This window comes from Megasphaera sp. DISK 18, from assembly GCF_001682955.1.
Classification (GTDB): Bacteria; Bacillota; Negativicutes; order Veillonellales; family Megasphaeraceae; genus Megasphaera; species Megasphaera massiliensis.
Map to the genome: position 1 here is coordinate 16,993 of NZ_LUGJ01000038.1, position 21,817 is coordinate 38,809.

Here is a 21,817-nt window from a genome sequence, read left to right on the forward strand (position 1 = left end):
TTATGTTTTACATAAAGTGGCTTAAGATTACTGCAAATCAAAAAGAATCAAGAATAACTTTTTGTCCGGGTCTGAATATAGTTTATGGTCCATCCAATACCGGAAAAAGTATGGTCTTGGATTGTATAGATTATATGATGGGAGCCGGTACTCATCGATTCGATGTCAATTTAAAAGTGGAGAAGATTCAGATAGGAATAGATGTCAATGGGAAAAGCATTTCTATCAGCCGGGATGTTGACACTAAATCTTTTGATGTAATCAGTCATGTAGATGGTATAGAAACAGGCACTTATAAGATAAAGGGTGGGAAAAAGAATCCACCTATTAATGACGTCTGGATGAAATTACTGGACATTCCTCTTGATACTAAGATTCTTAAAACGCAGGAAGGAAAAACGCAGGCTTTGACAGTTAGAACTTTTTACCATACGTTCATCATAGATGAAGACCGGGTTCATGATAAAGCCAGTGTTCTTAAGGGAAAGCATGGATTGGGAGGAACGGTAGGAACCCCGGTTTTAACAGCATTATTGTATCTGGGGACGGGTAATAACTATCTTCCGAAATCGGCTTTTATTGATCCAAAAATAAAGAAAGCAAAAGATGAGGGAGTACTGAAAATTGTCAACAGAGGCATGGGCTTCTTAGAAAGGCAAAAGTCATCTTTTGATGATACAATACCTTTGCTTCAACCCGGTGAATTGCAGAATAAAATCAATCAAACAATCGATGAAATCGGAGCTGCTAAAGGAATCCTTAAAGAAACTTTGAACTTATGCCATGAAATTGGAGAGAAAATCAATAAAGTAATGAGGCAGATTTCAGAAGACGAGGTCTTGATGAATCGGAATCAACTCCTTTTATCACAATACAAAGCGGACATTAAACGCTTGACTTTTATTGCGGAAGGGAATATGGTTTCTAAAAAAATCAAAGCAGTAGAAAGATGTCCTTTTTGCAATGGAGAACTTCCTCATGAACATGAAGAGGACTGTATAGGTTCTGCTATCGCAGAAGAGCAAAAAATTGAGATTCAGGTCAAGGATTTGCAATCAGTCCAGAAATCCATACAGGAAGAATATGCTGCTTTGGCAAAGAAAAAAGATATGCTAATTAATCAGAGAAATGAGCAGGAAGAAAAAATACGAGGAGAACTTGAACCTAAAATCCGGCAGTTGAAAAAGCAACTTGATGATTTCAAAATTTCATTGAGATTTGCTGAAATGAATACCATGATTGACCAATTTTCAACATTTCTTCAGCAAGAACGTGATGCTGTTGAGAATGAAGAAACTGCTGACATTCATTTGAATGTAAAAGAGAAATTCAAGGAGGTCTTTAAAGAACTCCTTGATACGGAAGTAGACGAACTTTTAAAATACTGCGATTATCAGAACTATTTGGATTCATATTTTGATATCGATAGCTATGATGTTGTCGTTAATGGTCATGAAAAAAAGAGCCAAGGTAAAGGATTCCGTGCTTTTTTGAACACGATACTAGCTGTTGCAATGGAAAATTGTCTGGAAAAGATGGGGCATTATCATCCTGCACTTTTTGTTGTAGATTCTCCGATTCTTTCATTAAAAGAAAAAGATTCAAAGAGAAATTCGTATGTTACGGAGCCCATGAAAGGGCATTTGTTTAGATATTTTTTGACAAGGGAGGATTCTCCACAAACGATTGTTATTGAAAATGAAATTCCATCTATCGATTATGAAGGTGCAAACCTTATTCACTTTACAAAAAATAAGGGGATAGGGAGATATGGCTTGATTGACGGATATCAAGAATAAACTATTTGTAATAGGTTTCTCACTAAGGTGAGAAGCCTATTTTTTTTTGGCCTTTTTTCAGCAACCCATTTTATTCCATTTTACGCCACTTCATGTCAATTACACGATTTTGATTTTGGAATAGACTATAGGCAGGCAAGGGAGAGAACCCCTGGCCACAAATAAATCGTAGTCCGAATAGCGCTATAAGGACGGCGGTTGCATAAAGCAGAAAGTACAAGCGATGATTGTACTTTGCTGATCATGCATCCACCGTGTTTTTCTATGCCTATTTGGGCTGTCAGAAAACTGGCGCTGATGCTGTATCAGTGCCAGCTTTTTGTCTCCGCCGTTCTTCTCGGACGGAATGGAGACAAAAATGGACAAAAAACAGACAAGCAATGAGAAATGTTTTTACATTCCTCTGGAACTCACTCCAGAAACCGTCATCACCGAGGAGTACAAGGACTGTGAAGTCCGTTGGTCAAAAATCGGCTGTCGTAAGGTACGTACTATCCTGATTCCAGCAACCAAAGAACAGTACTATGAATTCATGCGTCCACTCTGGCGGGAAGATAAGCGTCAGCAAAGGCATGGCGCCGACGAAGTATCGGCTGATAAAGCGCGGGATGACTATGAGTTGGAGGTACCTGATGACTTCAACTTAGAAGAAGCAATTCTGAAGGAAGAGCTGCTGGCAGCACTTCGCCATGAACTGGTGGCCTTGCAGGATATCGACCGAACCATCTTGATGATGATTGCCGATGGTTCTAGCGAAGCGGCGACCGGGAAGGCCGTCGGCTTGAGCCAGAAAGCAGTAAACAAGCGCAAACACAAGTTGTATGCACTCCTAAAAGAACATCTTAAAGACTTCCGTTAAGAAAAAAAGAATCCGGCTACAAAAAATGTGGCCGGATTTTTTACGAACTGGTACTTAACGATGCCGAAATTGTCCTGCTACTGGTGAAGGGGAGAAATAGAAAAAACCTTTGGAAAGGAGAAACCCAAGATGATGTACACAAAGACATCTGAAAAGCTGGCTCAGCAGCAAAAGCTGGACCGGGAACTGGCGGCGGTGCTGATGGCCATCAGCGTCACAACCCGCAGTATTGCCAGGAACATCCATCTCTTATCAATGCAAAGATTTGTGAAAGGAGTCAATCCGTATGACAAACGATGAACTGCAGAGACTGGCAGCAGCCCTGGGCGATTGCGGCAAGGCGCTGCTGAAGATTTCCGAAGTCATGGCGGTGAAAGAAGAAAATCCGCCAGCTTCGGAAGCGAAATCAGAGAAGGCGGAAAAACCGCTGACGCTGGAAGCTGTCCGCAAAGTCGCTGCCGACAAGGCCCGCAAGGGATTCACAGCAGAAGTCCGCAGTCTCATCCAGAAGTATGGGGCGGACAAGCTGTCCGGCATTGATGCGGCGCAGTATGAAGCATTCCTGAAGGAACTGGAGGTGATTGGCCATGCCGGATAAACATGCGGTGCTGTCCGCATCTTCCTGCTACCGCTGGCTGGCCTGCCCGCCGTCTGCGAAGGAATGTGCCAAGCTGCCGGATACCTCCAGTGAATTCGCCCGGCAGGGGACGGATGCCCATACGCTCTGTGAATTCAAGGTGAAGACGGCGCTGGGGCAGAAGCTGGAAGACCCGACGAAGGGGCTCACGTTCTTTGATGAGGAGATGGCGGAGTGTACCGATGAATACGCGCAGTTCGTCATGGAATGCCTGGCCACAGCCAAAGCATCCTGCAAGGACCCGCTGATTATGATTGAACAGCGGCTGGACTTTTCCAAATGGGTGCCAGGAGGATTTGGTACGGGGGACTGCCTCATCGTGGCCGACGATACCCTGACAGTCATCGATTACAAGCACGGCCTGGGAGTTCTGGTGGATGCCGAGAAGAATCCGCAGATGATGTGCTATGCCCTCGGCGCACTGAATCTGTTCGATGGAATCTATGATATCCGCCAAGTGTCCATGACCATCTTCCAGCCCCGCCGGGACAACGTCAGCACCTGTACCATGAGCAAAGAAGTACTGCTCCAGTGGGCCGAAACGGTGCTGAAGCCCGCCGCGGAACTTGCGGCCAAAGGCGAAGGGGAGTATAAAGCTGGCGACCATTGCCGTTTCTGCAAGATCAAGGCGACCTGCCGCAAGCGGGCCGAATACAACCTGGAACTGGCCCGGTATGATTTCGCCGTCCCGTCCACGCTGCAGGATGAAGAAATCGAAGCTGTCCTGGCCAAGGCCGATGAACTGGTGAACTGGGCCGGGGATGTCAAAGAATACGCTTTGCAGCAGGCCTTGTCCGGCAAACAGTGGGACGGATGGAAACTGGTCGAAGGCCGGTCGAACCGCCGCTACGTAAGTGAAGAAGCAGTCGCCGCCAAAGTGGAAGAAGCAGGCTTCGACCCATATGAAAAGAAGCTGCTCGGCATTACGGCGATGACGAAACAGCTCGGCAAGAAACGGTTCGAAGAACTGCTGTCTGATTTAGTGGAAAAGCCGCAGGGCAAGCCGGTCCTGGTGCCGGAATCGGATAAGCGTCCGGCCATGCACACCGCGGCAGATGATTTCAACGATGAAAAATGAGGAGGAACTTGCTATGTCCAAGAATTATGTCAATCCGTGCAAAGTGATTACCGGGGTCAATACCAGATGGTCTTATGCCAACGTCTGGGAACCGAAGTCCATCAATGGCGGTACGCCGAAGTACAGCGTCAGCCTGATCATCCCCAAGTCGGATACGAAGACCGTAGAAAAGATCCGCGCCGCCATCAAGGCTGCCTACGAAGAAGGCGAAAGCAAGCTCAAGGGCAATGGCCGCGCTGTACCGGCTCTCGAAGCCATCAAGACGCCGCTCCGTGACGGCGACCTGGAACGCCCGGGCGATGACGCCTATAAAGACAGCTTCTTCGTCAATGCCAACTCGGCGACCAGGCCGGGCATCGTCGATGCCGACTGCCAGCATATCCTGGAACGCTCCGAAGTCTACTCCGGCGTCTATGGCCGTGCGTCCATCAACTTCTATGCCTTCAACAGCAACGGCAACAAGGGTATCGCCTGCGGCCTGAACAACCTGCAGAAGATCCGTGACGGCGAACCCCTCGGCGGCAACCCCCGTGCAGAAGATGATTTTGCTACGGTTGACGATGATGATTTCCTGGCATAAGGAGGCGTGATGATGGAAACTGTGATGAGACTGATTCTGGATGGCCTGTACTGCCTGGTTGCACTGTGCGCCGGCGGGTTCTTCGTGGCCATGATTTATACGGATATCAAAAAAGACCAGCGGGATGAAGAAATGGCCCGGCACCGGGAAGAACGGGAAGAAGAATATCACCGCAAGCAGATGGAATCTTTCCGGAAATAAGTAGTAGTGAATAACGGCGGCGGGGCCTTGTGCCTCGCCGTTTTTTCGAGGTGAAGCGTATGAAAACCATCAGTATCGATATTGAAACATTCAGCGATGTCAGCCTGGCTAAATGCGGCGTGTACAAATACGCAGAATCGCCAGCCTTTGAACTTCTCCTCTTCGGTTATGCCGTGGATGGGGGCGAAGTGCAGGTCGTTGACCTGGCGCAGGGGGAGCGTGTCCCGGATGCTATCCTGGATACCCTGACAGATGAATCTGTCACCAAATGGGCGTTCAATGCCAGTTTTGAACGAGTCTGCCTGTCGCGATACCTGCGTGACCTGGGGATGAGCCTGGATCCGTTCCATGATCATCATCCGCTTTCCAAGGATTGTTCCAGGTTCCTCAATCCGGCGGGATGGAAATGCTCCATGGTCTGGTCGGCCTATATGGGTCTGCCCCTTTCCCTGGAAGGCGCGGGGGCCGTGCTGAAGCTGGACAGCCAGAAGATGAAGGAAGGCAAAGAACTGATCCGCTATTTCTGTGTTCCCTGCAAGGAAACCAAAGCGAATGGCGGCAGGTCGAGAAACCTTCCTCATCATGCCCCAGACAAATGGAATCTGTTCAAGTCCTACAACAAACGAGATGTAGAAGTGGAAATGGCCATCCAGGAGCGGCTGAAGCACTACCCGGTACCGGAACAGGTATGGGACGAATACCATCTGGATCAGGAAATCAACGACAGAGGCATTGCCATTGACCGGACGTTGGTCGGCCAGGCCGTGGTCATGGATGCCCGGTGCCGGGAATCATTGATGGACGAGTTAAAGAAAAAGACGGGATTGGAAAATCCGAATTCCGTTATCCAGATGATTGCCTGGCTGGAACAGCACGGGATGAAGATTGATTCTTTGGGCAAGAAGCAGGTACAGGAACTGCTGAAGACTGCAGAAGAACCGTTGCGCAGTGTACTGCTTCTCCGGCAGAAGCTGGCCAAATCCTCGGTCAAGAAATACCAGGCTATGGAACTGACGGCCTGTAATGACAGCCGGGCCAGAGGCATGTTCCAGTTCTATGGCGCCAACCGGACCGGGCGGTTTGCTGGGCGGCATATTCAATTACAAAATCTTCCCCAGAATCATCTGCCGGATCTTTCGGAAGCCCGGGAACTGGTGCGCCAGGGAAATTATGAAGCTTTGGAACTCCTGTATGACTCTGTTCCCGATGTCCTGTCCCAACTGATCCGCACCGCTTTTATACCTCGGCAAGGCATGAAGTTCGTGGTATCAGATTTCTCCGCCATCGAGGCACGGGTCATTTCGTGGCTTGCCGGAGAAACATGGAAATCAGAAGCCTTTGCGGCCGGCCAGGACATCTATTGCACGACAGCCAGCCAGATGTTTGGCGTACCTGTGGTGAAGCATGGAATAAATGGCCACTTGAGGCAGAAAGGCAAAATCGCAGAATTGGCCTGTGGCTATGGTGGTTCTGTCGGTGCGCTGAAGGCGATGGGCGCACTGGAAATGGGACTTTCGGAAGATGAACTGTATCCTCTGGTGCAGTCCTGGCGGTCGGCTAATCCACATATCGTTGATTTCTGGTGGCAAGTGGATGCCGCCGTGAAAGCGGCCATCAAGGAACATGTCCCTATGCGGGCAGGCTGCATCCGCTTCCTGTACCAGAGCGGCATGCTGTTCATCCAGCTTCCCAGCGGACGGCGGCTTTCCTATGTGAAACCCAGAATAGGCGAGAACTGCTTCGGCGGGGAATCCGTCACCTATGAAGGCATCGGCGCAACGAAAAAGTGGGAACGGCTGGAGAGCTACGGCCCGAAGTTCGTGGAAAACATCGTCCAGGGCATCAGCCGGGATATCCTCTGCTATGCCATGCAGACCTTGCGGTGCTGTGCCATCGTCGGCCATGTCCATGATGAACTGATCATCGAATGCAGCCGGGATGCCAGTGTCGATGCCATCTGCGAGCAGATGGGACGTACACCGTCCTGGGCCGAAGGATTGTTGCTCCGGGCAGACGGATACGAATGTGAATTTTATCAAAAAGATTGAAACGGAGGTACTTAAAGCAGCGGATTCTGTCCTGTTACTGATAGAGGATGAGTTCCTCGGAAATTTTAACGAAAGGTGGAATCCGCTATGAAGAATTTGATTCCTGAAGATGATTACGGTGTGTTTGCTGACCCGGAAGGGGTAGCCAGAGTCGATAGCCTGTTTGTCGCTGCAACTTTTGAGAAAGGCCATCGTCACGTATTGCGGGATATCACCAGAATCATTGAGCCCAGATCTGGGCTCAGTGAAAATTTCATCCATGACAATTTTATACTCAGTACCTACAAAGATGCCAGAGGAAGGAAACTGCCGCGTTACCTGCTGACCCGTGATGGCTTCACGATGCTGGTCATGGGCTACACAGGCCCGAAGGCGATGCACTTTAAGGAACTCTACATCCAGCGTTTCAACGAGATGGAACAATGTGTCCGGTCGCTCCTGTCTGCCCGGCAGGAATTCCCGATGCTGACAGATATGATCTGCCGCCTGCATGAAAGCCCGAAGCCGTACCACTTCAGCAACGAATGCGACATGCTGAACCGCATCGTTCTCGGCATGTCTGCCAAGCAGTTCCGGCTGGCCAACGGCATCGAAAAAGGGCAGAGCATCCGGCCTTATCTGACCGCGCAGCAGATTCATGCGCTGGACCGGCTGCAGCACCTGGATTACGGCCTGCTGTATTCCTGCCCGGATTTCCAGCAGCGCAAACAGATGCTCATGACCTATTACAAGACGGAACTGGAGGGATGAGGCATGTTTTACGTAAAGGAACCGATTCATGATGCCATGGAGGTCACGATTGAAATCAGCGATGAGAATGTATTCTGCCGCTGCCCGGTTTGTGGCAGGGAAGTGCTGGTGGATCTGGAGGAAGTCCTGGGCGACGGGAAGGGCGACCTGTTCGGTACAGCCGTCCTGTGCGAAGACTGCTCCCGGGAACTGATGGAGGTGCGCGATGGAGATGGATCCGAAGCGTAATGCGGAACACTACCCGGACCCGACGGCTTATCAGGCCATCCGGAATGCGGAACCTCCAAGGTTCCCGTTCCGGCCCGTGGTGTATGTCTGCTCGCCCTATGCCGGGAATGTGGATGCCAATACAGCCAGAGCGAGGAAATACTGCCGCTATGTGACAGACCAGGGAGGCATTCCGCTGGCTCCGCATCTGTATCTGCCCCAGTTCCTGGATGAAAAGACGGAGCGGGACCTAGCCCTTTTCATGGATATCGCACTTCTGTCCAAGTGTGCGGAACTCTGGGTGTTCGGCGATATCATCTCGGACGGGATGCAGAAAGAAATCGAGTACGCCCGGCGCAAAAGGAAGCCTGTCCGGTATATCAAGGAGGTTTAAGGATCATGGAATTTACCCTTTATACGGCTGCTGTTACGGGGGCAGAAGCCAATTGCCGTTATCCGGAACAGCGGAAAATCGGCTGTGCCGAAGACCTTGAAGCAGCGGCTGCGTTTGACCATGTCTGTGTGGCATTCAAGAATGATTACCGGAAACGGGAGAACTTTCTCTCATCGGATGTCCTGGTCATGGACTGCGATAATTCGCATACGGAAAATCCTGCTGAATGGATGACCATGGAGAAATTCCTGGCCATGATGCCGGATGTCCCGGTGGCCATCGTCCCGTCACGGAATCACATGAAGCCCAAAGACGGAAAGTGTGCCAGGCCGCGCTTCCATGTCTATTTCGGGATCCCCGAGATTACCGATGAACCGTGCTATACGGAGCTGAAGCGGGCTGTTTATCACACATATCCTTTTTTCGACGAAGCGGCTCTTGATGCGGCCCGTTTCATCTACGGCTGTCCGGCTGAGAAGGTGTTGTGGCAGGATGGGGAAATGACGATCGACCAGATGCTGAAGGCCCGGGAAGCCGCGTCACGCAGCATTCCCCAGGGACAGCGCAATAATACCATGAGCCGCTTTGCCGGCCGGGTCATCAAACGGTACGGAGCAACCGAGCGAGCCTACTCCATTTTCCTTGAAGAGGCCGAGAAATGCGATCCGCCGCTTGCTGATGCGGAACTCAATAAAATCTGGCAGAGCGCTGTGCGTTTTGGTGAACGCATTGCCAGACAGGATGGATACGTCAGCCCGGATCAGTACAATAACGATTTTGCCAGCCGGGGCAGCCTGAAGCCGGAAGACTACTCGGATATCGGCCAGGCCAAAGTGCTGAAACGGGAATATGGCGATGAGCTGCGGTATACGGAAAGTACCGATTTCCTGCGGTACAACGGCATCTATTGGGCCGAATCCCATCAGGAAGCCATCGGTGCAGCGGAAGAATTCCTGGAACTGCAGCTGGCAGATGCCAGGGACCAGATGGAAGCTGGCAGGAAGGCACTGCAGGAACTGGGCGTTGCGGCAGAACTCATCGACAAAGGCGGCCGGATGCTGGAGAAAATCATCGAAGGCAGTCAGCAGAAAGCCTTCCAGTCCTACCAGGCGGCTTTGGCATATTATGCCTTTGTCATGAAGCGGCGGGACATGCGCTACATCATCTCGGCCCTGCAGGCCCTGAAGCCGATGCTGCTCATTCCCATCCAGCGCCTGGATGCAGATGGATTCCTGCTCAACACGCCTTCGTTTACGTACGACCTGCGGCAGGGGATGGCGGGCAGGCGGGATCATCGTCCGGAAGATTATATTACCAAATGCACCGCTGTCGATCCCGGAGAGGAAGGGCAGGCGGTCTGGCAGCAGGCCCTGGGCGAGTTTTTCACGGGCGACCAGGAGCTGATTGATTACGCCCAGGAAATCTGCGGACTCATGGCCATTGGCAAAGTGTATGTGGAAGCCCTGGTCATTGCCTATGGCGATGGACGAAATGGGAAATCTACCTACTGGAACTCCATCGCCCGGGTGCTGGGTAGCTATTGCGGCGGCATTTCTGCCGATGCCCTGACGGCGAACTGCAAGCGGAACATCAAGCCGGAAATGGCGGAACTCAAGGGCAAGCGCATGGTCATTGCGGCCGAGATGGAAGAAGGCGTCCGGCTTTCCACTTCCGTCTTGAAGCAGCTCTGCTCGACAGATGAAGTCGGCGGCGAAAAGAAATACAAGACGCCGTTTACCTTTGTGCCGACCCATACGCTGGTCCTATATACCAACCATCTGCCCCGCGTCGGAGCCAGTGATGAAGGGACATGGCGCCGGCTTATCGTCATTCCCTTCAAGGCGCAGTTTGAAGGCCATGGCGAAATCAAGAACTATGCAGATTATCTGGTGGAAACGGCTGGCCCCGCTATCCTGCGCTGGATCATCGAAGGGGCGGAGAAGGTCATTGCCAGCGAGTACCATCTGACTATGCCGAAATGTGTGCGGGATGCTATCCAGGAGTACCGCGGGCAGAATGACTGGCTCCGCCATTTCCTGGAAGACTGCTGTGATGTGAATCCATCATGCCAGGAAAAGTCCGGGGCGCTTTATACGGCTTATCGCTTGTACTGCCAGCAGATGAACGAGTATACCCGCAGCACGACGGATTTTTATGGAGCCCTGGAGAAAGCCGGGTTCGACAGGCGCAAGCGGAAAGCCGGGTATTTCATTTATGGATTGAAACTGAAGGTCACAGATTTCTTGTGAGAAAAAGGAAGGGTGCAGGTCGGTGCAGGTCTATCCATAAACTCCCTTTAGGGCTGAAAAATAGAAAAAATGCCTTTAAGGAAAGTTTGCGGAACGACCTTCAACGACCTGCACCCCTGTAAAAAAAGAGGTGATACCGATGCGGGAAAAAGAGATAGAACATCACCTGGTGATGGAAACCAGGAGGGCAGGCGGTATGGCAGTGAAGTTTGTTTCGCCATCGTTTTCCGGCATGCCGGACCGCTTGGTCCTATTGGGTGATGGGAAGATGGGCTTCGTGGAAGTGAAGGCTCCGGGGCAGAAGCCGAGGCCGCTGCAGCTGAAGCGTCATGCCATGCTGCGGAGACTGGGCTGCCAGGTATTCGTCCTGGATGCCATGGAGGACATTCCTGCTGTCCTGAAGGCCATTGCCCGCACGCCCGATGGAAAAGGGGGAGGAGGTGCATGAAGTTTATGCCGCATGAATATCAGAAATACGCCATCGAATATATCAAGACCCATCCCGTCACGGCCCTGTTCCTGGACATGGGCCTTGGCAAGACGGTGACAACACTGACGGCCATCCGGGATCTGATGTATGACACCTTTGAAGTACAGCGGGTGCTGGTAGTGGCTCCGCTGCGGGTAGCGAGAGATACATGGCCGGATGAAATCAAGAAGTGGGACCACCTGGAATGTCTTGCCTGTTCTGTTGTGGTCGGCAGCGTGGCAGAACGGCGGCGGGCCTTGCAGCAGGATGCGGATATCTATATCGTGAACCGCGAGAACCTGGCCTGGCTCTATGAGAACAGCCGCCTGGATTTCGATATGGTCATCCTGGATGAGCTGTCGAGTTTCAAGAACCACCAGTCGAAGCGGTTCCGGGCCATGAAAGCTCTGCGTCCCAGGGTGAAACGCATCGTCGGCCTTACGGGAACGCCCAGCGGCAATGGCTTGATGGACCTCTGGGCCGAGTTCCGCATCCTGGATATGGGAGAGCGGCTGGGGAGATATATCAGCCAGTACCGGAACCTGTACTTTATGCCGGATAAGCGCAACGGCATGGTGGTGTATTCCTACAAACCCCTGCCGGGAGCGGAAGAAGCCATCTATCACCAGATCGCCGACATCACAGTGTCCATGAAGGCAACAGACTATCTGGAGATGCCGGAGCTGGTGAGCGTAGCGAAGGAAGTCAGCCTGAGCGGGAAGGAAAAGGAACGGTATGATGAACTGAAGAAGTCCCTGGTGCTGGAGCTTCCAGGCGGCGAAATCACAGCCGCCAATGCCGCGTCGCTGACCCTGAAGCTTTCGCAGATGGCGAACGGCGCCATTTATACAGACGACAAGGATGTGGTGGACATCCATGGCCGGAAACTGGATGCCTTAGAAGACCTGGTGGAAAGCGCCAACGGGAAACCGGTCCTGGTGGCCTATTGGTTCAAGCACGATAAAGACCGTATCCAGCAGCGGATGGAAGCCCGGGAGCTGAAGGAGCCGCAGGACTTCGCCGACTGGAATGCAGGAAAAATCCCCGTGGCCCTCATCCATCCGGCCTCTGCCGGACACGGGCTGAATCTTCAGCAGGGCGGTTCCATCCTGATCTGGTTTGGCCTGACCTGGAGCCTGGAACTATACCAGCAGACCAATGCCCGGCTCTGGCGGCAGGGGCAGCAGAGCCGCACAGTCATCATACAGCACATCATAGCCAGGGACACGATTGACGAGCGCATCCTGAAAGTCTTGGAACACAAAGATGGAACCCAGGCCGCACTAATCGAAGCAGTGAAAGCTGACTTGGGCATGACGGAAACAGGAAATGGGGGTATACTATGAAGCAGGACCCGGAAGGAGAGGAAAAGCGTATGGAAGCCAAGGCGTACCTGGAACAGGCACGGAACATCAACATACAGATAGACAGCAAGCTGGAACAGGTATCCGCCTTGCGGCAGCTGACCATCAAGGCGTCATCGACGCTCAGCCCGGTGCCACCGAGCGGGACGCCTAACCCGCACCGACTGGAAGAAACCATTGCCCGCATGATGGATATGGAACAGGAAGTGGATGAAGCCATCGACGTCCTGATCGAACTCAAGGCAGACATCATGAAGGCTGTCAGCCGAGTGCCAGATGCCCGGGAACGGGTCGTCTTGGAACTCCGCTATTTGGCCTTTAAAGACTGGGCATCCATTGCCGATGCCCTCGGACTTCATGTCCGCCAGGTGTACCGCCTGCATGACGAAGCCCTGAAACACATCGAGATTTCTGGCGAATGTCACTGAATGTCACTAAAGCAGCACTTGATGTCACTGGCTTCTGTAAGATATACTATAATCAGCAAGAAAAGAATGAAGGGCCGAGGCTTGAACGCCATCGGTCCTTTTTTGATGCCGGAGATGATGAGAATGCCAAGAAGACCGCAGACACCGTGCAAGTATCCGGGATGCCCAAGGCTGGTGCCGTATGGGAGAAAATATTGTGACGAACATGAACAGCAGTGCCAGGGCGACCGGGCTGATGCAGAAACACGTGGCTACGGATGGGAGTGGCAGAAGGCCAGGAAGTTTTTCCTGAAACGTCATCCCTGGTGCATCCGCTGCAAAGCAAAAGGCCGTCTCGTCCCGGCAACGGTCGTTGACCATATCAAACCGCATCGCGGTGATGCGAAACTGTTCTGGGACGAAACGAACTGGCAGCCCCTTTGCAAGAGCTGCCATGACCATAAGACGATGACCGAAGACCGAAACATCGAGTACAAGTACTGAATCCGTCCGTAGGGCGGGGGGGATGCAAATCTCTGCAGCCCTTCCGTCCATGACCGCCGCCCCCTCAAATGGGAAAAACCGCGAAATTCATAAGGGGGGATATAAGGACGGTCTTCAACCGAATATCAGGCAGCTCCAGGCTTCTGGCCCGGGGCTTTTTTATTGCCAGGAAGAAGGGGAACTTCATGAATGACTGCCAGCGCAGGCAGATTGAAACCATGCGGAGACAGGGGATGGGGTACAAGGCCATCGCCCGGGAAACGAAACTGTCACGGGACAGCGTGCGGAATTATTGCCGCTGGCATCATCTGAACGGATACGGAGCGGCTATTGTTGCGGCATCCAGAAAGGAAAAAGTGTATGAAGACATCGGATATGGAATGGAAAGTCCTGCCCATCGGCCAGCTGAAGCCTGCGGCATATAACCCCAGGAAGCAGCTGAAGCCCGGCGACAAGGAATACGAGAAGATCAAGCACTCCATCCAGGAGTTCGGCTATGTGGAACCAATCATCGTCAACTATGACATGACCGTCATCGGCGGGCATCAGCGCCTGACTGTGCTGAAAGAACTGGGCTATGAAGAAGTCCAGTGCGTGGTCATCCATATCGAGGATGAGCACAAGGTCAAGGCCCTCAATATCGCGCTCAACAAGATTACCGGTGCCTGGAACGAACAGCTGCTGGCCGACCTCATCGTCGATTTACAGAGCGTTGATTTCAATGTAGACCTGACGGGTTTCGAGGCACCAGAAGTGGAGCAGCTCTTTTCCAAAGTCCACAACAAGAAGGTGAAAGAAGATGTCTTCGATGTGGACAGAGAACTGGAACAGCCGGCTATGGCCAAGGAAGGAGATATATGGCTCCTGGGGGAACACCGCGTCATCTGCGGCGATGCCACGCTGCCGGAAACCTACACACAGCTGATGGACGGCAAGAAAGCCAACCTGGTGCTGACGGATCCTCCGTACAATGTGGATGTGGAAGAAACGGCCGGGAAAATCAAGAACGACAATATGCCGGACGATAAATTTTATCAGTTCCTGTTCAGCGCCTTCGTCAACATGGAACAGAACATGGAACGGGATGCATCCATCTATGTGTTCCACGCCGATACGCAGGGGCTGAACTTCCGCAAGGCCTTCAAGGACGCAGGCTTCTACCTGTCCGGCTGCTGCATCTGGAAGAAGAACGCCCTGGTCCTGGGCCGCAGTCCGTACCAGTGGCAGCACGAGCCGTGCCTGTTTGGCTGGAAGCTGAACGGGAAACACCAGTGGTATTCCGACCGCAAGCAGACAACCATTTGGGAATATGACCGTCCGAAAGCCAGCAAGGAACATCCGACCATGAAGCCCGTGGCGCTCATGGCCTATCCCATACAGAATTCGTCCATGAGCCACTGCATCGTCCTGGACCCGTTCCTCGGATCCGGCTCCACGCTTATGGCCTGCCAGCAGATGGACCGCATCTGTTATGGCATCGAGCTGGACGAGAAGTTCGTCGATGTCATCGTGAAGCGGTATATCAGCGAGTGCGGGGATGTCGGTGTGTCGGTGCTGCGTGACGGAAAGAAGATGGCATATGCGGAGGTGGCTGCCGATGGGACCGATTAAGCTGGGCAGCCTGTTTTCCGGGAGCGGAGGCTTTGAACTGGGGGCCATCCTGGCGGGGATAGAGCCGGTGTGGAACTCGGAAATCGAGCCGTTCCCCATCCGGGTGACGACGAAGCGGCTGCCATCGGTGAAGCATTATGGCAACATCAACACACTGGACGGCCATGCATTGGAACCGGTGGACATCATTACTTTCGGCTCGCCTTGTACGGACATGTCGATTGCCGGCAAACGGGAAGGGCTGGAAGGGAAGCAGTCCGTGCTGTTCCATCAGGCCGTCCGCATCGTGAAGGAAATGAGGGAAGCAACGAATGGACAGAAGCCAAGATATATCGTCTGGGAGAACGTGCCAGGTGCTTTCTCCAGCAACAAGGGCGAGGACTTCCGAACCGTCCTTGAAGAAATCTGCCGGATCAGGGACCCCGCGGTTTCAGTGGCTGGATATGCGAAATGGCAGCCTGCCGGGTGCATCCTGGGTGACGGGTTCTCTGTGGCCTGGCGCGTCCTTGATGCCCAGTACTGGGGCGTGCCCCAGCGAAGGAAACGCATCTACCTTGTCGCAGATTTTGATGGACAAAGTGCCGGAACGGTTCTATTTGAGTCCGAAGGCCTGTCGGGGTATTCTGCGGCGGGCTTCCGAGCATGGCAGGGTGCTGCCGGACGTCTTGCGCCTGGCCCTGGAACGGCAGGCACAATCTGCCTGAATGACCAGGGCGGCATCCGCATGGATGTGACGGAAGAGCGGACGAACACCTTGCGGGCAGAAGCCCATCATCCTCCGGTCATCGTCAATCTGCCGGGGCCGGTGTTTGAGAACCATGGAGCCGATGCCCGGTACAAAGGACCTCTTTCCGTGAATCCGTCGCTGACGGCCCGGTACGGGACTGGCGGCAACAACCAGCCCCTGGTGCTTCAGGGCGGTGATGAAGGAACACGGAGGACCTATGATGTGCGCCAGACGTCAGACGGAACCCGCAATATGCGGAACCATGTCTATGAAAGCGATACCTGCCGCTGCGTGGATCGATCCGGCAACGTACCCGGGAGCAACCAGGGCGGCATCGCGGTGGTGGAACTGACTTACAGTGCCAGCAAGAATTCCCATTTCACCCGTGCTGCCCGGGAAGTGGCCGGGTCGCTGGTGGCCACCGACTACAAGGACCCGCCGCTCATCAACAGCAGGGCCCGTGTCCGCCGCCTGATGCCTGCGGAATGTGCCAGATTGCAGGGGTTCCCGGACTGGTGGTGCAGCCATCTGGAAACAGAGAACCCGTCTGAAGAAGACATCCGCTTCTGGAGCGATGTCTTTGAGGCCCATCGGAAAGCCCTGGGGAAAACGACAAAGCCCAAGACCCGGAACCAGATTATCAAATGGCTGAAGGAACCATACCGGGATTCCTCGGAGTACAAGATGTGGGGCAACGGCGTCGCCCTTCCCTGCGTGTATTTCGTACTGGCCGGCATTGCCTGTTCCTTCGAAAAAAAGATGCGGGAATGACTTGCTATTATCGGCGTTCAGAGTGATATATGTACTAGCAAGACAAGGAGGTACATAGACCATGACAATCCAGACGAACCTGAACGACCGCAAGGAACTGGCCAGACGGCTGATTCCCTTCAACCATAATGAAAAGCTCCGCTACACCGGGACACCGGCTTTTGCCTACGAAGGACAGGGCTTCCGTATCCTTCGCAGCGGCGATATCGAATGCGATGATGAAAAGACAGAAGCCGCCATCACGGCTTTCCTGCAGGAAGCCGGAATCCTTCCGCAGCCGGAACCGGAAGAAGGAACGGAAATCGAAGTAACGCAAGAACCGACACAGCAGTATGAAACGCCAGAATCGGAAGCAATGCCGCGGACGGAAACGGAACCAGACAGGATGGAAATCAAGGTCCCCATTGATGGCATGGACGGAGCACAGCTCCGCAACCTGGTCTTTATGCTCCATGCCCAGCAGTACCTGCTGAACCGGGCTGCAGAGCATGAAAACATCCATGTGCCGGACAGACTGGTGGAAGATCTGAAAGAAGAACCCGGTACAGACCGGACTTCATTCTTTGCCATCTATCAGAATTACAGCAAGGAAGGGCGGGGGTTCCTGATTGCCGCAGACACGGTGACATTCTGTTTCGCCGCGACTGGCAATACCGTGAAGAATCGCGCCCTGATTGAACTGGCGGCTTTCATGGTCAGCGCGGCGAAAAAGGCGAAACGGGTTCAGCCCGCCACACGGAAGCCGGAAAACGAGAAGTACTACCTGCGGATGTGGCTCCTGCGCATCGGCATGGGAACCAAAGCCAGCCACGAATCGCGCATGGCCCTGCTGAAAGGCCTGAACGGATGGAGCGCCTTCCGCACGGAAGAAGAGACCATGACCCATGCCAGGAAGCAGAAGGAACGCCGGCATCAGAACCTATAAATCATCCATCTAATTCATAATTATTCTCAAAATTACTTGCTATTGTGTGCCTTTAGAGTGATATATAGTGTACCGAAAGAACACACGCACACATAGAAAGGACAGAGACGATTATGAAAACACTGCACTTTGGCATCGAAATGGAAATGACAGGGATCACGAGAAGCCGGGCCGCCAGCCTCATGGCCAGCTTGTTCGGGACGGAAAGCCGGCACGAAGGCGGAGCCTACGATACCTACACCGCAAGAGATGAACAGGGACGGAAATGGAAAGCCATGAACGATTCCAGCCTGGTTCCCCAGAAGAAGGTGAACGGAAACATTACGGATGCTTCCAGCTTCTACCGCACGGAGGTGGTCAGCCCCATCCTTTCCTATGAAGACATCCCGAAGCTGCAGGAGCTGGTGCGGACGCTCCGCAAGGCCGGGGCCTTCGCCAACAAGTCCTGCGGCATCCACATCCATGTCGGGGCCGAACGGTTCACGGCAAAGACCCTGCGGAACCTGGTGAACATCATGGCGAGCAAGGAAGACATGATTTACCGCGCCCTCCAAATCAACCCCTCGCGGGAAAGCCGGTACTGCCGGAAGACAAACACGACCTTCCTGAAGGACATCAATCGGAGAAAGCCGGACACGCTGGAAGGCATCGCCGACCTCTGGTATCAGGAAGCGCCTTACGGACGGAATCATCATTACAACAGCACCCGCTACCACGGGCTGAACCTGCATGCCACCTTCACCAAAGGGACCGTCGAGTTCCGGCTTTTCAACGGGACGCTCCACGCTGGGGAAATCAAGGCATACATCCAGTTCTGCCTGGCCGTCGCCCATCAGGCCCTGACCCAGAAGAAAGCTTCGGCCCGTAAGACTGAAACGGATAATGAGAAATACGCTTTCCGGTGCTGGATGCTCCGCCTCGGGCTCATAGGCGACGAATTCAAGACCTGCCGGCTCCACTTCCTCAAACACCTCACAGGCAATTCCGTATGGCGCAATGCCGCCGCTTGAAGGGGATAGCCTTCCGGGCAGCTTCGGCTGCCCTTGGGGTGGTAGAAGGGCATTCCCTTCAGAAAGGATGAGAGCGATGAAACAAAGAATCTACATTGCCTATGGCAGCAACATGAGTGAAGTACAGATGGCAAGACGGTGTCCTGATGCCGTTCTTGCAGGAACGGGCCGGATCCGGGGCTATGAACTTCTCTTCAAAGGTTCCCTGACAGGATGTTACGCCACGATCGAGAAGAAGGCAGACGCCTTCGTGCCGGTTGTTTTCTGGCGCATTTCTTCGGCGGATGAACGGCGGCTCGATGCCTATGAAGGCTTCCCGCGGTTCTATTACAAGAAAACCGTCCCCGTTGAAACAGACAGCGACACAATCCACGGCCTGGTGTATATCATGCACGAAGACCGCCGGTTCGGCATCCCGGAAGACTGGTACTACCAGAACATGGAGCGGGATTACCGCAAATTCGGTTTCGACCTGTCCGTCCTGCGGGACGGTCTGCGGCACAGCCGGGAACGGATGGCAGGGACGCGGGTGCGGCTTATCGCCATGGATGACAGGCAGGCACCGCCCAGGGGAACTGAAGGCACCGTCCAGTTCGTCGATGATGCCGGGACCATCCATGTACAGTGGGATACGGGCAGCAGTCTTGGGCTGGTACCCGGAGCCGATGAATGGGAAGTCATCGAATAAGATGCATAACTATCGGATAAATGACTTGCTATTATGTGCGTTCAGAGTGATATATATACATGACGAAGGGGACGGGTCCCGAAGAAAAAGCACATGAAAGCGAGGAAACAACGATGACAAAGAAAGCAAAAGACTATCGGCTTCCCGAAACGGCCACGATGGAAACACTGGAGATGAACTGGAGCTGCATCCTGCAATTCGGAAACAAGGTCCTGCTGGCAGGGCATTACTTCAGCAAGGGCAGGGATTACTGGTACGGTGCAGTTTATGGATTTACCACCAGAGACCATACCTGTGAAGGGGAAATCAGGCTGACGGCAGTCAGCGACGAACTGTTCGATGACAATGGCCACGCCATCGAATGGGCCATGAAGAATTAAAAAAGAGAGTCAGAGGGGACCGCAGATGCAGCCTTCTCTGCCGTACAGCCCGCAAGGGCTTTTTTTATTGGGAGGTGAGCGCCATTGGCTGTACGAGGAAGAAAACCGAAACCGACGGCACTCAAGGTGCTGGAAGGCAATCCCGGCCATCGTCCTCTCAACAAGAAGGAACCCATGCCAAAGGGACGGCTCCCTCGCTGCCCGGACTGGCTGGAAGACGACGCCAAGAAAGAGTGGAAGCGGCTGGGAAAAGTCCTTGCTGAGATGGGGATGCTGACCCATCTGGACATGATGGCCTTCGCTGGATACTGTCAGGCGTACGCCCGATGGAAAGGGGCCGAAGAATTCATCACCCAGCACGGCGATATGGTGCGGACGCCGAACGGCTACCTGCCGCAGGTGCCGCAGGTGTCCATTGCCCAGACGAACCTCAAGATCATGCTGAAATTCTGCGAGCAGTTCGGCCTGACCCCGTCTGCCCGGAGCCGCATGGTCGGGGAAGAAAACGGGGTCGGAAAAGAAACGGATGAAATGGAACTGCTGCTAAGGGGGTGACAAGTTTGGCGTTTGTATATAAGCCGTCAGCATTCATGCTGCCGGATTCCCGTTATGATGAAGAAAAGGCTGACCGTGCCGTCGCTTTCATCGAGCATCTCTGTCATACCAAAGGAAAATGGGCCGGGAAGCCTTTCCTCTTATTGCCCTGGCAGGAACAGATTGTGCGTGACCTGTTCGGCATCGTCAAGAAAAACGGGAAGCGGCAGTTCCTGACGGCCTATATAGAGATTCCAAAGAAGAACGGGAAAAGCGAGCTGGCTGCAGCCATCGCCCTGTACCTTCTTTATGCCGATAATGAACCGAGTGCCGAAGTGTATGGTGCGGCCTGTGACCGCAATCAGGCATCCATCGTCTTTGATGTGGCACGGCAGATGGTCGAGATGAGTCCGGCCCTGATGCGCCGTTCCAAGATACGGTCGGCCGGGAAGCGGATCATCAACTACCGCAATGCCGGGTTCTATCAGGTATTGTCAGCGGAAACAGGAACCAAGCACGGACTCAATGTGTCCGGCCTGGTCTTTGATGAAATCCACGCCCAGCCGAACCGGAAGCTTTATGATGTCCTGACCAAAGGTTCTGGTGATGCAAGGGAGCAGCCGCTCTTTTTCATCATCACCACGGCGGGCAATGACAAGAACAGCATCTGTTACGAACTGCATACCAAGGCCCTGGACCTGATGGCGGGCCGGAAGAAGGATGCCACCTTTTACCCCGTGGTCTATGGCCTGGAACATGAGGAAGACTGGACGGACGAAGCGAACTGGTACAAGGCGAACCCGTCCCTGGGCCATACCATACAAATCGACCGCGTCCGGGAAGCGTATCGGAATGCCGTCGAAAATTCGGCGGAAGAGAATGTCTTCAAGCAGCTCCGGCTCAATATCTGGACTTCGGCCAGCATCCGCTGGATACCGGAACAGGTCTATGACAAGGGGAGCCTTCCCATTGACCTGGATTCCCTGCGGGGGCGGATGTGCTACGGCGGGCTGGACTTGTCCAGTACGTCGGATATCACGGCCCTGGTTCTGGCTTTCCCGCCACGGAGCGATGACGAGAAATACATCCTGCTTCCTTTCTTCTGGCTGCCGGAAGACACGCTGGAACTGCGGTGCCGCCGGGACCATGTCCTATACGACGTCTGGCAGAAGCAGGGCTTCATCCGGACAACGGAAGGGAACGTCATCCATTATGGTTTCATCGAGAAGTTCATCGAACGTTTAGGAGAAACCTATAATATCCGGGAAATCGCTTACGACAGGTGGAACGCCACCCAGATGGTGCAGAACCTGGAAGACATGGGCTTTACCATGGTGCCTTTCGGCCAGGGATTCAAGGATATGTCGCCACCGTCGAAGGAGCTGTTCAAGCTCTTGATGGAAGGGAACATCCTCCATGGCGGCAATCCCGTCCTCAAATGGATGGCGGGCAACGTCGTCATGCGGCAGGATCCGGCGGGGAACATCAAGCCGGACAAAGAAAAATCCGTCGAAAAAATCGACGGAATTGTGGCGTCCATCATGGCACTGGACCGCTGCATCCGCAACGGAATAGGCAGCGGCAGTGTCTATGACGAACGGGGTGTTATTGCTTTTTGATTTTTA

25 protein-coding genes and 1 pseudogene are annotated in these 21,817 nt (G+C 53.3%); all 26 read left to right on the forward strand.

What is annotated here, in order from left to right:
* Positions 1-2 precede the first annotated feature (2 nt).
* The 26 genes and pseudogenes from A0U42_RS08635 (at position 3) to A0U42_RS08745 (ending at position 21,811) form a co-directional block, all read left to right on the forward strand.
* Positions 3-1,799 carry an AAA family ATPase gene (locus tag A0U42_RS08635; protein WP_065360624.1) on the forward strand — a complete coding sequence of 599 codons (1,797 nt, stop codon included), beginning with the start codon at positions 3-5 and terminating at the stop codon, positions 1,797-1,799.
* A 358-nt stretch (positions 1,800-2,157) separates the two neighbouring features.
* The gene (locus tag A0U42_RS08640) at positions 2,158-2,658 is read left to right on the forward strand and encodes a hypothetical protein (RefSeq protein ID WP_065360625.1); all 501 of its coding nucleotides are present in this window, start codon (positions 2,158-2,160) and stop codon (positions 2,656-2,658) included.
* Between the two features lie 129 nt (positions 2,659-2,787).
* The gene (locus A0U42_RS11640; RefSeq protein WP_176698859.1) at positions 2,788-2,958 is read left to right on the forward strand and encodes a hypothetical protein; all 171 of its coding nucleotides are present in this window, start codon (positions 2,788-2,790) and stop codon (positions 2,956-2,958) included.
* Positions 2,945-3,256 carry an rRNA biogenesis protein rrp5 gene (locus A0U42_RS08645; RefSeq protein WP_065360626.1) on the forward strand — a complete coding sequence of 104 codons (312 nt, stop codon included), beginning with the start codon at positions 2,945-2,947 and terminating at the stop codon, positions 3,254-3,256. Before A0U42_RS11640 ends, A0U42_RS08645 begins: the two co-directional genes overlap by 14 nt.
* Positions 3,246-4,373, forward strand: coding sequence for a DUF2800 domain-containing protein (locus A0U42_RS08650; protein WP_065360627.1), 1,128 nt, complete (start codon positions 3,246-3,248; stop codon positions 4,371-4,373). Before A0U42_RS08645 ends, A0U42_RS08650 begins: the two co-directional genes overlap by 11 nt.
* Positions 4,374-4,386: 13 nt before the next feature.
* A complete protein-coding gene (locus tag A0U42_RS08655; protein ID WP_065360628.1) occupies positions 4,387-4,953 on the forward strand; it encodes a DUF2815 family protein in 567 nt (188 codons plus the stop codon).
* Between the two features lie 9 nt (positions 4,954-4,962).
* A complete protein-coding gene (locus A0U42_RS08660) occupies positions 4,963-5,154 on the forward strand; it encodes a hypothetical protein (protein WP_255304145.1) in 192 nt (63 codons plus the stop codon).
* A gap of 59 nt (positions 5,155-5,213) precedes the next feature.
* A complete protein-coding gene (locus A0U42_RS08665) occupies positions 5,214-7,202 on the forward strand; it encodes a DNA polymerase (protein WP_065360630.1) in 1,989 nt (662 codons plus the stop codon).
* An 87-nt stretch (positions 7,203-7,289) separates the two neighbouring features.
* Entirely contained in the window at positions 7,290-7,952 is a 663-nt protein-coding gene (locus A0U42_RS08670; RefSeq protein WP_065360631.1) for a Rha family transcriptional regulator, read from the forward strand.
* A 3-nt stretch (positions 7,953-7,955) separates the two neighbouring features.
* Entirely contained in the window at positions 7,956-8,180 is a 225-nt protein-coding gene (locus tag A0U42_RS08675) for a hypothetical protein (protein ID WP_065360632.1), read from the forward strand.
* Positions 8,158-8,553: a DUF4406 domain-containing protein gene (locus tag A0U42_RS08680; RefSeq protein WP_065360633.1), complete on the forward strand. Its 396-nt coding sequence runs from the start codon at positions 8,158-8,160 to the stop codon at positions 8,551-8,553. Before A0U42_RS08675 ends, A0U42_RS08680 begins: the two co-directional genes overlap by 23 nt.
* Positions 8,554-8,558: 5 nt before the next feature.
* The gene (locus A0U42_RS08685) at positions 8,559-10,802 is read left to right on the forward strand and encodes a phage/plasmid primase, P4 family (RefSeq protein WP_065360634.1); all 2,244 of its coding nucleotides are present in this window, start codon (positions 8,559-8,561) and stop codon (positions 10,800-10,802) included.
* 196 nt (positions 10,803-10,998) lie between these two features.
* Entirely contained in the window at positions 10,999-11,250 is a 252-nt protein-coding gene (locus A0U42_RS08690; RefSeq protein ID WP_255304146.1) for a VRR-NUC domain-containing protein, read from the forward strand.
* Entirely contained in the window at positions 11,247-12,617 is a 1,371-nt protein-coding gene (locus A0U42_RS08695) for a DEAD/DEAH box helicase (RefSeq protein ID WP_065360636.1), read from the forward strand. The genes A0U42_RS08690 and A0U42_RS08695 overlap by 4 nt, the downstream gene beginning before the upstream one ends.
* Complete coding sequence (locus A0U42_RS08700; RefSeq protein ID WP_083122482.1) at positions 12,614-13,063, forward strand: hypothetical protein; 450 nt, start codon at positions 12,614-12,616, stop codon at positions 13,061-13,063. Before A0U42_RS08695 ends, A0U42_RS08700 begins: the two co-directional genes overlap by 4 nt.
* Positions 13,064-13,186: 123 nt before the next feature.
* Positions 13,187-13,546, forward strand: coding sequence for an HNH endonuclease (locus tag A0U42_RS08705; RefSeq protein ID WP_065360676.1), 360 nt, complete (start codon positions 13,187-13,189; stop codon positions 13,544-13,546).
* Between the two features lie 185 nt (positions 13,547-13,731).
* Positions 13,732-13,971 (forward strand): hypothetical protein, encoded by a 240-nt coding sequence (locus tag A0U42_RS11580; RefSeq protein WP_141669512.1) that lies wholly within the window; start codon positions 13,732-13,734, stop codon positions 13,969-13,971.
* On the forward strand, positions 13,922-15,157 hold the full coding sequence (locus A0U42_RS08710; RefSeq protein ID WP_065360677.1) for a site-specific DNA-methyltransferase: 1,236 nt from the start codon (positions 13,922-13,924) through the stop codon (positions 15,155-15,157). The genes A0U42_RS11580 and A0U42_RS08710 overlap by 50 nt, the downstream gene beginning before the upstream one ends.
* Positions 15,144-15,659: pseudogene (locus A0U42_RS11900) on the forward strand (DNA cytosine methyltransferase); the annotation flags it as partial. The gene A0U42_RS08710 and the pseudogene A0U42_RS11900, both read left to right, overlap by 14 nt.
* Positions 15,660-15,881: 222 nt before the next feature.
* Positions 15,882-16,655: a DNA cytosine methyltransferase gene (locus A0U42_RS11835; RefSeq protein ID WP_255304148.1), complete on the forward strand. Its 774-nt coding sequence runs from the start codon at positions 15,882-15,884 to the stop codon at positions 16,653-16,655.
* A gap of 61 nt (positions 16,656-16,716) precedes the next feature.
* The gene (locus A0U42_RS08720) at positions 16,717-17,580 is read left to right on the forward strand and encodes a hypothetical protein (protein ID WP_065360638.1); all 864 of its coding nucleotides are present in this window, start codon (positions 16,717-16,719) and stop codon (positions 17,578-17,580) included.
* 113 nt (positions 17,581-17,693) lie between these two features.
* On the forward strand, positions 17,694-18,590 hold the full coding sequence (locus A0U42_RS08725) for an amidoligase family protein (RefSeq protein WP_065360639.1): 897 nt from the start codon (positions 17,694-17,696) through the stop codon (positions 18,588-18,590).
* A 76-nt stretch (positions 18,591-18,666) separates the two neighbouring features.
* Positions 18,667-19,278, forward strand: a complete 612-nt coding sequence (locus A0U42_RS08730; protein ID WP_065360640.1) for a DUF4314 domain-containing protein — start codon at positions 18,667-18,669, stop codon at positions 19,276-19,278.
* A 113-nt stretch (positions 19,279-19,391) separates the two neighbouring features.
* Positions 19,392-19,658, forward strand: a complete 267-nt coding sequence (locus A0U42_RS08735; protein WP_065360678.1) for a hypothetical protein — start codon at positions 19,392-19,394, stop codon at positions 19,656-19,658.
* 84 nt (positions 19,659-19,742) lie between these two features.
* Positions 19,743-20,213: a phage terminase small subunit P27 family gene (locus A0U42_RS08740; protein ID WP_065360641.1), complete on the forward strand. Its 471-nt coding sequence runs from the start codon at positions 19,743-19,745 to the stop codon at positions 20,211-20,213.
* 35 nt (positions 20,214-20,248) lie between these two features.
* Positions 20,249-21,811, forward strand: a complete 1,563-nt coding sequence (locus A0U42_RS08745) for a terminase TerL endonuclease subunit (RefSeq protein ID WP_083122490.1) — start codon at positions 20,249-20,251, stop codon at positions 21,809-21,811.
* Positions 21,812-21,817 lie beyond the last annotated feature (6 nt).

Excerpts from the sequence above, each read along its gene's own strand:
- A0U42_RS08635 (WP_065360624.1), top strand. The coding sequence starts at position 3 with ATGTTTTACATAAAGTGGCTTAAGATTACTGCAAATCAAAAAGAATCA.
- A0U42_RS08640 (WP_065360625.1), top strand. The coding sequence starts at position 2,158 with ATGGACAAAAAACAGACAAGCAATGAGAAATGTTTTTACATTCCTCTG.
- A0U42_RS11640 (WP_176698859.1), top strand. The coding sequence starts at position 2,788 with ATGATGTACACAAAGACATCTGAAAAGCTGGCTCAGCAGCAAAAGCTG.
- A0U42_RS08645 (WP_065360626.1), top strand. The coding sequence starts at position 2,945 with ATGACAAACGATGAACTGCAGAGACTGGCAGCAGCCCTGGGCGATTGC.
- A0U42_RS08650 (WP_065360627.1), top strand. The coding sequence starts at position 3,246 with ATGCCGGATAAACATGCGGTGCTGTCCGCATCTTCCTGCTACCGCTGG.
- A0U42_RS08655 (WP_065360628.1), top strand. The coding sequence starts at position 4,387 with ATGTCCAAGAATTATGTCAATCCGTGCAAAGTGATTACCGGGGTCAAT.
- A0U42_RS08660 (WP_255304145.1), top strand. The coding sequence starts at position 4,963 with ATGATGGAAACTGTGATGAGACTGATTCTGGATGGCCTGTACTGCCTG.
- A0U42_RS08665 (WP_065360630.1), top strand. The coding sequence starts at position 5,214 with ATGAAAACCATCAGTATCGATATTGAAACATTCAGCGATGTCAGCCTG.
- A0U42_RS08670 (WP_065360631.1), top strand. The coding sequence starts at position 7,290 with ATGAAGAATTTGATTCCTGAAGATGATTACGGTGTGTTTGCTGACCCG.
- A0U42_RS08675 (WP_065360632.1), top strand. The coding sequence starts at position 7,956 with ATGTTTTACGTAAAGGAACCGATTCATGATGCCATGGAGGTCACGATT.
- A0U42_RS08680 (WP_065360633.1), top strand. The coding sequence starts at position 8,158 with ATGGAGATGGATCCGAAGCGTAATGCGGAACACTACCCGGACCCGACG.
- A0U42_RS08685 (WP_065360634.1), top strand. The coding sequence starts at position 8,559 with ATGGAATTTACCCTTTATACGGCTGCTGTTACGGGGGCAGAAGCCAAT.
- A0U42_RS08690 (WP_255304146.1), top strand. The coding sequence starts at position 10,999 with ATGGCAGTGAAGTTTGTTTCGCCATCGTTTTCCGGCATGCCGGACCGC.
- A0U42_RS08695 (WP_065360636.1), top strand. The coding sequence starts at position 11,247 with ATGAAGTTTATGCCGCATGAATATCAGAAATACGCCATCGAATATATC.
- A0U42_RS08700 (WP_083122482.1), top strand. The coding sequence starts at position 12,614 with ATGAAGCAGGACCCGGAAGGAGAGGAAAAGCGTATGGAAGCCAAGGCG.
- A0U42_RS08705 (WP_065360676.1), top strand. The coding sequence starts at position 13,187 with ATGCCAAGAAGACCGCAGACACCGTGCAAGTATCCGGGATGCCCAAGG.
- A0U42_RS11580 (WP_141669512.1), top strand. The coding sequence starts at position 13,732 with ATGAATGACTGCCAGCGCAGGCAGATTGAAACCATGCGGAGACAGGGG.
- A0U42_RS08710 (WP_065360677.1), top strand. The coding sequence starts at position 13,922 with ATGGAATGGAAAGTCCTGCCCATCGGCCAGCTGAAGCCTGCGGCATAT.
- A0U42_RS11835 (WP_255304148.1), top strand. The coding sequence starts at position 15,882 with ATGGATGTGACGGAAGAGCGGACGAACACCTTGCGGGCAGAAGCCCAT.
- A0U42_RS08720 (WP_065360638.1), top strand. The coding sequence starts at position 16,717 with ATGACAATCCAGACGAACCTGAACGACCGCAAGGAACTGGCCAGACGG.
- A0U42_RS08725 (WP_065360639.1), top strand. The coding sequence starts at position 17,694 with ATGAAAACACTGCACTTTGGCATCGAAATGGAAATGACAGGGATCACG.
- A0U42_RS08730 (WP_065360640.1), top strand. The coding sequence starts at position 18,667 with ATGAAACAAAGAATCTACATTGCCTATGGCAGCAACATGAGTGAAGTA.
- A0U42_RS08735 (WP_065360678.1), top strand. The coding sequence starts at position 19,392 with ATGACAAAGAAAGCAAAAGACTATCGGCTTCCCGAAACGGCCACGATG.
- A0U42_RS08745 (WP_083122490.1), top strand. The coding sequence starts at position 20,249 with ATGCTGCCGGATTCCCGTTATGATGAAGAAAAGGCTGACCGTGCCGTC.